The sequence below is a fragment of the Psychrobacillus vulpis genome, assembly GCF_006861825.1.
In the GTDB taxonomy this organism is placed as follows: Bacteria; Bacillota; Bacilli; order Bacillales_A; family Planococcaceae; genus Psychrobacillus; species Psychrobacillus vulpis.
The window spans coordinates 129296-141666 of sequence record NZ_VDGI01000012.1; the positions used below are offsets into that span (position 1 = coordinate 129296).

General features: G+C 35.9%; 12 protein-coding genes and 1 pseudogene. 4 read left to right on the top strand and 9 right to left on the bottom strand.

The features are described 5' to 3' along the window. Positions 1-6: 6 nt before the first annotated feature. The 4 genes from nadE to FG384_RS11945 form a co-directional block, all read right to left on the bottom strand. Entirely contained in the window at positions 7-834 is an 828-nt protein-coding gene (nadE, locus tag FG384_RS11930; RefSeq protein WP_142642826.1) for an ammonia-dependent NAD(+) synthetase, read from the bottom strand. A gap of 2 nt (positions 835-836) precedes the next feature. Next, complete coding sequence (locus tag FG384_RS11935; protein ID WP_142642827.1) at positions 837-2318, bottom strand: nicotinate phosphoribosyltransferase; 1482 nt, start codon at positions 2316-2318, stop codon at positions 837-839. A gap of 144 nt (positions 2319-2462) precedes the next feature. Next, positions 2463-3743: an aminotransferase class I/II-fold pyridoxal phosphate-dependent enzyme gene (locus FG384_RS11940; protein WP_142642872.1), complete on the bottom strand. Its 1281-nt coding sequence runs from the start codon at positions 3741-3743 to the stop codon at positions 2463-2465. A 110-nt stretch (positions 3744-3853) separates the two neighbouring features. After that, on the bottom strand, positions 3854-4606 hold the full coding sequence (locus tag FG384_RS11945; protein ID WP_142642828.1) for an exodeoxyribonuclease III: 753 nt from the start codon (positions 4604-4606) through the stop codon (positions 3854-3856). A gap of 328 nt (positions 4607-4934) precedes the next feature. Between FG384_RS11945 and FG384_RS11950 the strand changes: the two genes are divergently transcribed. After that, complete coding sequence (locus FG384_RS11950) at positions 4935-5477, top strand: RNA polymerase sigma factor (RefSeq protein ID WP_166462437.1); 543 nt, start codon at positions 4935-4937, stop codon at positions 5475-5477. Beyond that, complete coding sequence (locus FG384_RS11955) at positions 5453-6481, top strand: DUF4179 domain-containing protein (protein ID WP_142642830.1); 1029 nt, start codon at positions 5453-5455, stop codon at positions 6479-6481. The genes FG384_RS11950 and FG384_RS11955 overlap by 25 nt, the downstream gene beginning before the upstream one ends. A gap of 210 nt (positions 6482-6691) precedes the next feature. Here FG384_RS11955 and FG384_RS20405 read toward each other — a convergent pair. From FG384_RS20405 to FG384_RS11970, 4 genes and pseudogenes are all read right to left on the bottom strand, one after another. After that, positions 6692-6820 (bottom strand): annotated as a pseudogene (locus FG384_RS20405) (hypothetical protein); the annotation flags it as partial. A 43-nt stretch (positions 6821-6863) separates the two neighbouring features. Beyond that, the gene (locus FG384_RS11960; RefSeq protein WP_142642831.1) at positions 6864-7520 is read right to left on the bottom strand and encodes an HAD family hydrolase; all 657 of its coding nucleotides are present in this window, start codon (positions 7518-7520) and stop codon (positions 6864-6866) included. Between the two features lie 83 nt (positions 7521-7603). Then, a complete protein-coding gene (locus FG384_RS11965; protein WP_142642832.1) occupies positions 7604-9199 on the bottom strand; it encodes a catalase in 1596 nt (531 codons plus the stop codon). Between the two features lie 80 nt (positions 9200-9279). After that, positions 9280-9870: a hypothetical protein gene (locus FG384_RS11970; protein WP_142642833.1), complete on the bottom strand. Its 591-nt coding sequence runs from the start codon at positions 9868-9870 to the stop codon at positions 9280-9282. 205 nt (positions 9871-10075) lie between these two features. Here FG384_RS11970 and FG384_RS11975 point away from each other — a divergent pair, with 205 nt between their 5' ends. Beyond that, positions 10076-10282, top strand: a complete 207-nt coding sequence (locus FG384_RS11975) for a twin-arginine translocase TatA/TatE family subunit (protein WP_142642834.1) — start codon at positions 10076-10078, stop codon at positions 10280-10282. A 118-nt stretch (positions 10283-10400) separates the two neighbouring features. Next, on the top strand, positions 10401-11165 hold the full coding sequence (locus FG384_RS11980; protein ID WP_142642835.1) for a DUF817 domain-containing protein: 765 nt from the start codon (positions 10401-10403) through the stop codon (positions 11163-11165). 138 nt (positions 11166-11303) lie between these two features. On the opposite strand, the gene FG384_RS11985 is transcribed toward FG384_RS11980, so the two are convergent. Beyond that, a complete protein-coding gene (locus tag FG384_RS11985; protein WP_142642836.1) occupies positions 11304-12254 on the bottom strand; it encodes a nuclease-related domain-containing protein in 951 nt (316 codons plus the stop codon). Positions 12255-12371: the final 117 nt, after the last annotated feature.

The following is a 12371-nucleotide window of genomic DNA, read 5'->3' on the forward strand; positions in this document are numbered from 1 at the left end:
GAAGTATCACTTCCAAAAATCATCAAATACTGTAATCGGCATATGTCGTTTATGCATAGAGCGATTATAATATCCTTCAATTATTTCTTGCGTCTCTTTGGAAACTATCTTGCCTTCTAAATAATCATCAATTTCCTCATAGCTTACACCTAGTGCAACCTCATCAGGAAGTGCAGGTCTATTTTCTTCTAAATCTGCGGTTGGAACTTTTAAGTATAGATGTTCTGGACAACCTAAATGCGCAAGTATTTGCTTCCCTTGTCTTTTATTCAATCGGAATATTGGTGCTAAATCCACACCGCCATCACCATATTTTGTATAAAAACCAGTGACTGCTTCCGCTGCATGGTCGGTACCAAGAACAACACCGCTGTACATAGCAGCAATAGAATATTGTGCCTTCATTCGTTCCCTTGCTTTTTCATTTCCTTTTGCAAAATCGGACAATGTGACTCCAGCTTCAGCAAGTGTACGTGCACTTGCATCCACCGCTTCTTTAATATTGATTGTAATTCGCTTTGATGGTTGAATAAATTCTAATGCGTCTTGACGCTCTACCTCATCAAATTGCACACCATATGGTAGACTCACTGCTATAAAAGTATATTTTTCTTCGCCTACTTCTTCATTTAATTCATCCACTGCAAGTTGTGCAAGTTTACCTGTAAGTGTTGAATCTTGCCCTCCAGAAATACCTAATACCATGCTCTTCAAGAATGGATGCTTTGTTAAATAGGCTTTCATAAGGTCAATACTTAGTCTAATTTCTTCTTCCACATTAATGATCGGTTTTACTTTTAACGCTTCGATAATCTCTAGTTGCTTTGTAGACATTATTAGAAACCTCCATTTTGTGCAATAAGATTGTGTTCCATTTCTTTTATTTCTTGAATATTTCTCATCTTATTGTCCCAACATTTTTGGCTCAAATCGACTGGATATTCTTCCGGATTCAGTGAACGCTTATATTCATCCCATAACAAATCTAAGTTGTCATGAGCATATTTTTGCATTTCCTCTAAAGTCGGATTTTCATAAATAACTTGTCCATTTTCTATAACTTTTACATGTAAGTCTTTCGCTTCAAAGTTCGTCACAAACTTCGATACAAATGTGTGTACTGGATGGAACATTTTTAAACGTTCTTCATGCGTTGGATCTTCATCATGCATCGTAATGTAATCACCTTCCGCTTTTCCATTTTCTTTATCGATAATTCGGAAAAGCTTCTTTTGGCCAGGTGTTGTTACTTTTTCTGTTGTAGATGAAATTTTGATCGTATCTTCCATTCTGCCTTCTTCGTTTTCAATAGAAACAATTTTATAAACTGCACCGAGTGCAGGCTGATCGTACGCCGTAATAAGCTTCGTTCCAATACCCCAGCTGTCTACTTTTGCTCCTTGTGCTTTTAAGTTTAAAATTGTATATTCATCTAAATCATTTGAAACAATAATCTTCGCATCAGTAAATCCAGCTTTGTCTAGCATTTTTCTAGATTCCTTTGAAAGGAACGAAATATCTCCAGAGTCTAAACGAATTCCGATAAAATTAATTTTATCACCAAGCTCTTTTGCCACTTTTATCGCTGTAGGTACACCCGTTTTCAACGTATTGTACGTGTCCACTAAAAAGACGCAATCTTTATGTCTTTTTGCATATGAATGAAAAGCTTCATATTCACTTTTATACGCTTGAACAAGTGAATGTGCATGTGTCCCTGAAACAGGTATACCAAACATTTTCCCTGCACGGACATTACTTGTTGACTCAATTCCACCTATATACGCTGCTCGAGTACCCCAAATCGCTGCATCCATTTCATGTGCACGTCTAGATCCAAACTCCATCGCAACTTCATCTTTTATAACTTGTTTAATACGAGATCCTTTAGTAGCAATAAGCGTTTGGTAGTTCACAATATTTAATAATGCTGTTTCCACAAGCTGCGCTTCTGCTAATGTGGATTCGATTCGCATAATAGGTTCGTTAGGAAACACAAGCTCCCCCTCAACCATCGAATAGACATCTCCGGTAAAACGAACTGTACGTAAATAATCGATGAAATCTTCTCGATATCCGAGCTCTTGCTGTAAATATTCTAGATCACTTTCAGTGAAATGAAAATCTCGTAAAAAATCCAGACATCTTTCAAGTCCTGCAAAAATTCCGTATCCATTTCCAAACGGAAGCTTTCTGAAAAATAATTCAAAAACTGATTTTCTTTCATGCATATTATCAGCCCAATAAGATTCGGCCATATTTATTTGATATAAATCTGTATGTAAAGCTAAACCATCGTCTGAATAATTGTTTTTCATGAATATCCCCTTCTCATAACTATTGAACTAAGTATACACCATTTACCCTTTTTCTTGGATAATTAATCACTTCTATATACTTCTTAAAATAATTAAAAACTGTCCAATACAATGAAGCATTGGACAGTTTTACTTTTCAGGTCATTATTTTGATAAGTCTTGGCATCCTTCGTAAATCAAATCGAAAAGCTCTTCAATATCATTTTCTTCTACACATGAAAATGCAACGCGGATGTCTGTTTTATTGCTAGCAATTACGCCAACTCCATACTTGTCTAGTAAATGAAGTCGAAGTTCCTCTGCATCGATATCATTGAGTTTTAAGCACATGAAATAACCAGAGTTAAATGGATAGTAAGTCCAAAATGGAGCGTATTTTTCGTTAGCAAGCACTTGTTTCGTTTTCACCGCACGTCCTTGCATAATTTGGAATTTTTCTTCTTTTTCTTTTAAGTATTCTTCAGATTGTAAAGATTCCAAAAGAATCGTTTGTGATATATGAGATCCGCTAGAGATTGTTCCTCGGATGATGCCTTTTGTTTTTTGCTCTAGTGCATCTAAAACATCTGGATCCGCCGCATATGTGATAAACCCTACACGTAATCCCCATACATAATTTTCTTTCGTTGCACCATCGATTTTCACCGGCAAAATATTAGGATGTATGTCTGCTAATAGACCAAATAGTGACTCTCTAATAGAATCTTCATAAAATAATCCAAAATAAGCGTCATCTAATAAAACAACTAACTTAGTACCTGAAGCTGCTACGTCTTTTATTACTTGAACAATTGCATTTGCATCTTCAATAGATGGTGTGAAACCAGTTGGATTGTTTGGGAAATTTAATAATACAATCGCTTTTTCTTTTTGTTTCTCTAATGTTTCGCGGAAAGCATCTACATGGAACCCGCCATTTTCGTTAAACAATGGGAATGTTTCAACACGACCGCCTCTTCGAATTTGAAACACAGTATTGTAGTTACCCCAATATTGCTCTGGTGTAATAAGTACGTCACCTGGATTCATAAATAAGTCCGCTGCAATACTTAACCCGTGCGTCAGTGCACTAGTAATAATTGGTAGACCAATTGATTTATTTTGCATAGAAGGGTTGTCAGCTAATAATTTTTCTTTCCATATAGAACGTAATAATTCTTTTCCTTGTGGTGCAGCATATGGGTAGATATCTTTTGGAGCATACCCTAATTTTTCTTGTATATGACGGAAATGCATAGGTTCTCCATTTTCCGTTGCAATTCCAATAGTTGCGTTAAAACGATGTGCTTTTTTCCCTGCTTCTGCACTTTGACTTAGGATACCTTTTGGATAGTATAAGTTCTTTCCTAAATCAGATAACATATCATAAATTGCAGGACTCTCTTTTTGCATTTTTTCATTTAATTGTACAGCTAAAGCATTCATCATTAGGGACCTCCAGATAGTTGATTTAGCAATATTGTACTCCATTTTGCTAAAGTAGTGTACCTTTTGAAAAAAATTATATATATTTCACATCTTTACTCCGAATTCATTTACTGAAGTTCCAAAATAACTGGGCAATGATCACTACCTAGTACATGAGTATCAATAGATGCATCCTTTAGCATCGGAGCCAATCTTTCAGAAGCTATAAAATAATCAATTCTCCATCCAATATTCCGCTCTCTCACTTTATTCATATAAGACCACCATGAATAAGCATCCTCTCGATCTGGGTAAAAATAACGGAATGTATCCACAAATCCTTCAGCTAATAAGTCTGTCATCTTTCCACGTTCTTCAGTGGTAAAACCAGAGTTACCTCTATTGGACTTAGCGTTTTTCAAATCAATTTCCTCATGTGCCACATTTAAATCCCCACACATAATGACAGGCTTCACACTATCAAGCTCTTTCAAATATGCACGCATGTCATCTTCCCATTCTATACGGTAAGGAAGTCTTGTTAAATCACGTTTTGCATTCGGAGTATATACATTTACTAAGTAAAAGTCTTCGAATTCAAGAGTAATAATTCTCCCTTCATCTTCCGTCTCTATTTCCCCCACACCATATTTCACTGAAAGTGGCTTCACTTTTGTAAACACAGCAGTTCCAGAATACCCCTTCTTCAAAGCATAATTCCAATATTGTGAATACCCATCTAGGTTCAACTCTATTTGTCCTTCTTGCAGCTTCGTCTCCTGCAAACAAAAAATATCTGCATTCACTTCATTAAAATAATCTATAAAACCTTTTTGCACACATGCACGAAGTCCATTCACATTCCAAGAAACTAGTTTCATATGTATTCCCTCCAAAATAAAAACCCACTCAAAGGACAAGTGCCCTAAAAAGTGGCATTCTAATAAATTCTCTAACAAATAACAGCTACTAGAATTTAGTGCTTTAGCATTCGCTTCTCTCATGCGTCGCGTAGTTCCTATAACATACTAGGATCAAGTTTTTCAGTGCCTTCCAAACCATCGAGCTATTTCTTCTATTATAATCTTTTTTAAATAAAATAGTTATTGATTCACATTTGTTACACTTGAAATATATTATTAAATCAACATGGAACTTTCCAACTCTTTTCTTCATCTAAGAGATAAGTGCAGAAAGGAGCATACGGAATTGGACACACTCAAACTTATAAAAAAGGCACAAAAAGGTAATATAACCTCATTTGAACTTTTAATCACCCATTACAAACAAGCAATGTACTACATGGCTAAAACAATTTTGAAAAACGATGAAGATTGCGCGGATGCGATTCAAGAAAGTATCATCAAAGCATTTTTGAACATTCATAAATTAAAGGAGCCATCCTATTTTAAAACTTGGTTGATACGCATTGTGATGAATGAAAGTTACCACTTACTAAGGAAGTCAACTAACATTATTCCATTAGATTCGATTCTTGAGCCTTCTTACAATCATCCCATGTCTGACTATCTTGAAATTGAAGAAGCGTTGGACCATTTATCTAATGACCATAGACAACTATTAATACTTTTTTACACGGTTGGGTTGAGCATCAAAGAAATAGCAGACGTACTAGATTTGCCCGAAAACACAGTAAAAAGTAAAATGCACCGAGCGAGACAAAAAATGAAAGATTACTTAACTGAAAAAGAAACGGAGGAACATTCATGGACAAGTGGGAAAAGTTTTTAACAGAAAAACAAAACGATGATTTACCTGAATCTGTTGAACTAGGCATTCAGAAGGCATTCGAACGATTACCGAAAAAAAAATTTAAAGCCCGAACTACGGGGATTATCGCCGCCGCTGTTTTGTTTTTATCCATTATTGTCGGTTCCATCTTTTCTCCAGCAATGGCCACAACGCTTCAATCTATTCCGGTAGTAGGATCACTTTTTGAATGGCTACAAGTAACAGATGAAGGAATAAAAACATCCGTCAAACAAGGAATTGCTACAGAACATAGTCTTGAAATGCAAATAGATGGTCATAAGCTTCTAATAGAGGAAACGATGTTTGATGGTAGTCGATTAGCCATTAGTTTCGTCGTAGAAGCCAATAGCCAGAGGGAAGTGATAAAACTATTAGATCGTATGATTTATAAAATTAACGATATACGATATCAAGAGTGGGGAAAACATTTACGAATTGATATGCAGGAAGAACCTGTGTCCGATGGTCTTTATGCCGGAGTATACATTCTAAAAACACAAAAGCCATTACCAGAGGAGTTTAATTTCTCCATCAAATCCGACAACTCGTGGGTGCCGATTCCAATTGTTTCAAAAGGCGACCATACTGTCCTTGATATTCAAAAAGAAAAACAAAATGAAGAATTATCCATTTTGTATAAAGATATATCTTTTTATCCATCTAACATTATCTTGTCATTTGAGGAAAAGGAAACGGTCGAACACTATATAGCATTAAGAGATACAGGGAAACAACTTATCTACAATATTTTTGATGAAAACGGAGATCCAGTACCTATTATTTTTGGAGATGGTGAAGGAGGGGAGTATATAAATAAGCGGTTAAATATGCGTTACACATACTTCGTACCGACAAAAGAAAAGTCCTATAAAGAGTTGACGATTGTACCCACAATTATTAATTACAAGGATGGAGAAGAGCTTGAAAAACTAGAAAACCTATCCTACACAATCGATCTAAGTCGTCCAGAATACAATAATTAATCATACAAAAGAGTGGACCATATGATAACTGGTCCACTCTTTCTTTATTTCTTCCCCATCTTCAATAAAACAAAAACTGCAATAGCAAGTACAAATAATCCAAACAATATAGCAAGTGAAATTGCTGCAAACCCAATTAAACCCATCGTTCAACACTCCTTCTATACCACTCATTTTAAAGGAGTAAACTTTAGAGTCAATACAATCTAGTTATTCTACTTTAGAAAACAAATCATTAAGCGAATCACTCATTGTTGGGTGTGTAAAAATGGTATCTCGCAAAAATGTGTGTGGTAATTTTGCTTCCACTGCTATTCTCACAGCATTTATAATTTCACTAGACTCTGAACAAAACCTATTTTATATCCCCTTAAACGAACTATTACTTTGTGATTAATAGATTCTTTAATTCATCCACATTTTTCACAATCCAAGTAGCGTTAGCATCTTGTAGTTCTTCCATAGAACCATATCCATAAGTAACTCCTATGGAGTCAATTCCCGTATTATTTGCACCTATAATATCGTGTTTCCGGTCTCCTATCATGATAAAATCTTCTTTTTCATATTCTTCGTATGTATCTAAAATGTATTGAATAATTTCTGTTTTAGCAGATCTTGTCCCATCAAGATTACTTCCAATGACAAGTTCAAAATAATTTTCTATATGAAAATACTCTAGAATTTCCTTTGCAAAAACTGTTGGTTTTGATGTTGCAACAACTAGTTTATATGAAAGTTTCTTTAAAGAATTTAATAACAAAGGGATTCCTTCATAAACATCGTTCTCAAACATTCCCTTTTCCTTGAATCTTTGTCGGTAATATTGTATTGCTTTTTTCGTTTGTTCTTTATCGAAATCATAATACTCTTCGAATGAAACTTGAAGTGGAGGTCCTATGAAGCAATTCAAACTTTCCAAATTTGGCTCAGCCATCCCCATCTTCCCTAGAGCATATTGAACAGATTTCGTTATACCTACTTTGGGGTCTGAAAGTGTTCCGTCTAAATCAAATAATATTACTTTATAGTTACTCATCCTAATCCCTCCAATTTCTTAAAATTAATTTTACTCTTTTTTAAATGAAAATACCCCATTACTTAGGTAATGGGGTTCGTAATTTAATATGGTTCTGCTTCATTACTTTTTTCAATTGCTTCTTTTGGTGCTTGATCTCCACCGCGATTCCCTAGTGGTTTATTGCTTGATCCACCTTTATGGGCATGTGCTAGGCCTTCTTTTAAATGACGGCCGTACTCTTTATCTGCTTCTTCCGCTAAAGCAATCATTTTTTCTTGAATTCTTTTATCGCAACTGGAAAGATCGTTTATAAGATTCGAAATGAGCTCGGTTTTTTCCCATTGTTCAAATTTCCGATACGTTTCTCCAGCTTGTTTTGTATTGTTTTGTCTATCGATGGATTGACGAACTAAATTTCCTTTAATCATAGGTGTATATTCTTTTCCTACTTGCTTTGCTTCTTGTAATCCATCTAGTATAGACGGTTCGTAATTGATATGCGGATTTTGGAAAGGAGCCCGATCCAATTTGTATTGCATTTGACCACCGCTTTGATTGGTCGCTACTCGCTTTTTCGGAGCATTAATAGGCAACTGTAAATAATTCGAACCTACACGATGACGCTGTGTATCTGAATAAGAAAAAGTACGACCTTGCAGCATTTTATCATCCGAGAAATCAAGGCCATCTACGAGCACTCCAGTACCAAATGCAGCTTGCTCCACTTCAGTAAAATAATCTTCTGGATTTCTATTTAACACCATTTTTCCAACGGTCATCCATGGGAATTGGTCTTCCGGCCAAAGCTTTGTGTCGTCTAGAGGGTCAAAATCCAGCTCGGGATGCTCGTCATCACTCATAATTTGAACGAGTAGCTCCCACTCTGGAAAATCACCTTTTTCAATTGCATCATATAAATCTTGAGTCGCATGATTAAAGTTTTTTGCTTGTATTTCTTCTGCTTCTTTTTGCGTTAAGTTACGAATTCCTTGTTTCGGTTCCCAATGATATTTTACTAGGACTGCTTTGCCTTCATTATTCACCCATTTATACGTATTCACTCCTGAACCTTGCATCATTCGATAGTTCGCTGGAATTCCCCACGGAGAATAAACGAACGTGACCATATGAAACGATTCAGGCGAGCTTGCACAAAAGTCAAAGAAACGCTCAGCATCCTGAATATTCGTTATAGGATCTGGTTTAAAGGCATGAATCATGTCTGGAAATTTAATCGCATCTCGAATAAAGAAAATTTTTAAATTGTTCCCCACAAGATCCCAGTTACCATCTTCTGTGTAAAATTTAACCGCAAATCCCCGAGGGTCGCGCAATGTTTCAGGAGAATGACCGCCATGAATAACTGATGAAAAACGTACAAAAACTGGTGTTTGCTTTCCTTTTTCTTGGAAAAGTTTTGCACGAGTGTACTTCGAGATGGGTTCATCTCCAGCTTTTCCATATGCTTCGAAATAACCATGCGCACCAGCACCACGAGCATGTACGACACGTTCTGGAACACGTTCTCTGTCAAAATGGCTAATTTTTTCGATGAAATCATAGTTTTCAAGCGTTGCAGGTCCGCGATTTCCTACAGTTCTTATGTTTTGATTATTTGTAATCGGATGCCCTTGTCTATTTGTTAACGTATCCTCATCATCCAAATTTGTCTCATAGTTGGATTTCTCTTTTGTCACCTTTCGTCCTCCTAAACCCTATATAGATTCTATTCATCTATATACTGTCCAGATAGGAAGACAAATATTCCAACATTAGGTTATGCCTGCATTTGAAACGTAAATTGCTCCCACTCACCGACTTGTATTCTCTCTTCTTTTTCTCGTTTACTACATAGATAAGTTTGTAAGTTTCCTCTATACAAAAGGTTTAACGAAGAAAGTTCCTCGAAATGATGAGGCTGAACTAAACACGGTGATACATGTAGCTTAGATGATTGGCATTCATTCATAATCGTTGCGACAAATTGTGAACAGAAGAAAGCATGCTCACGTTCGATTTTTATATTCATCGCTACACCAAATAGTCCGATTAAATTATATTTATAGAGCTCTTTTTGCCGTTCAATAAGACGGATTTTATTTCGCATCCGATTGTAATCTTGCAAAGTAACTTGGCATTTGTATATCGCACAGGTTGCGCGCTTAAAAAGTCCATTTGTAGGATCTTCTTTAATGAATCCTCCTATAAAAGGATTATTTTTATTTTTCCTTCCGAAACTATACATCTCATTCAGTTCGTCATCGAAAGCAATAGATGCATGATTTAATTCTTTTCTCGTATATACACCAATAGCTTTCGAAAATAATGTTCCTGTATTACTTAAAATAATATAGATGGTTTTTTCCATTTTCTTCACCTCGTCCACAGGTAGCATTTTGCCCCCTTATCTGCTGTTTTAATCATCCCTTATGTACAACTTTTTCCAAACGGGCTTGAGAAGGAAAATTAGTAAGGCTTAAGACGTAGAGACCCCCCTCCTAAATACAGGAAAACGCAATTTTCTGCTGAATATGTTATATTTGTAGTGAGAAAAAAGAATAGGAGGAAATTTCATGCCAAACATAGGAATTCCGGGTTTAATACTTGTTCTAATAATAGCTTTAGTTATCTTTGGCCCATCAAAGCTTCCTCAACTAGGTAGAGCTGTTGGACAAACATTAAAAGAATTTAAAACCTCTACACGAGATATCATAAATGATGAAGAAAAAGATGCTAACAAACTAGAAGCTAAAGAGACAGAAGTAGAAAAGAAAAACTAAACGATAAGCCAGCTATTTCTTATGAAATAGCTGGCTTTTTTTAGGGATGAAACCAGAATAAGTTTGATTCGTCCATATCCAAGTAGTTATTATTAAGAAAACAGAGGACAGGCTTATTATGAGAAACTTTCTACAATTTGTGTATTTACAGGCGCTTTCCTGCATATTTCCAGTTATCATTTTTGCCGCTCTCGCTATATCAAAACTCATTACTATTCCCTATTTACCGCGTTATGATTTTATATTAATTATTTGTTTAGCGGCTCAAGTATTTATGCTCGTCACCAAACTTGAGTCATGGGATGAGTTCAAAGTTATTTGCCTATTTCACGTGATAGGTCTAGCGCTTGAATTATTTAAAGTACATATGGGCTCTTGGACATATCCCGAAGAAGCTTATAGTAAATTTTTTGGAGTGCCTTTATATAGTGGATTCATGTATGCAAGCGTAGCAAGCTACATTTGTCAAAGTTGGAGACGATTAGATTTACATATTTACAACTGGCCAAAGCCCTTTTTTGCTGTTGGTATAAGCGTATTAATCTATTTGAACTTTTTTGCTCACCATTTTACTTATGACATTCGCTGGGTTTTAAAAGGCTTACTAGTCATTATTTTTTTCCGAACAATTGTCACGTTTCAACTTAACGAGCAAGTTTATAAAATGCCAATGATTCTCTCTTTTCTATTGATTGGCTTCTTTATATGGATTGCTGAAAATATCACTACTTTTTTCGGAGCTTGGCAATACCCGAACCAGGAAGCTTCCTGGTCGCTCGTTCATATCGGAAAAATAAGTTCATGGTTTTTGCTTGTCATCATTAGCATTATTATCGTGGCTCAATTGAAACGAGTGAAACATAGTTTGAAGTTAGCCGATTAAAAAGGTTTGCCCACGGGTAAACCTTTTTTAGATTCTTTCGGAAGATTGAGCGATTTTAGGCGGAGATTGAGCGATTGTGTGCCTAGATTGAGCGATTCTGAGAGGAGATTGAGCGATTTTCACCCAAGATTGAGCGATTCACCATTTCCACTGATAAATTATCGTGTTTTTGGATTTTCCACTTCTCTCTAGATTCATTGAATTTAGTAGTCTAGATGCTACATGATAAGAATCTAACTGCAAAAAATATCGACATTGCCGATTATTAATAGTTTCTCCAATCAAAACAAACCACTCCTTAATTGTCTTTTCATGTGCAAGCTTGTCCAAATGACCACACCGTGGACAACTCCACCCCCCTTTCTGTTTCACCATTCCAAAAGATTCACACTTCTCACAGTGTACACCCGTCAGCAAATCTTTCGGAAGTATACCCCAGCGACTACACATTGGATAAGGAAAGTAGTGTTGATGGCTTACAGCGATTCTCTTAGCTAATCCATGCAATGCATATACCTCTAAATATACTTTTTCTCGTGGCATATTCCTTAGAAATACGGGGTTTGTTTGAGGAAGAATAGCAGGATATTTCTTAGGTGGATCTTCTATCAAAATTTTAGAATTCGTCAGCACAATGGCGCCATATATAGGAATGTTCACTCCTCCTATTCGCAACCACTCGCCGAGCAAGTATATATTCCGCTCAATCTGTGTCTCTGGACTCTCGAACATCTCCACTTTCCCTTCATCATTTTCTCTCATTAATAGTGGAGGATTCTGCTGGAAACTCAACTTCCCGGCAATGTTCTTACTCTCTAAAATCACTGCAAAATACTGAGTCAAAAACAACGTATCAATTTGAAAATTTCCATATGAGTTCAGGCTAACATCATGGAGCACAACATGTTCAAATGGAAATGAATACTTCCGAAACACACTTTCTACTAGCACTTCACCATAAATACCCGCCTTGGCCATATGCATCTTCGAATGTATTAATTCCTTCATCTCATGCATCTGTGGCAAACGCTTATCTAACAACTGCAGTCCAATTAAACTAAATTCATTTGAACGCGATTTTACTAACAATAAACCACCCCCAACCGCATCTTAACATACACTCTAAAATTGTAAATTTCACTAAAACACCAACAATTTCATTTTGCCAATTAAAAAAGGACCAAAATTAAATTTTGGTCCAAACAT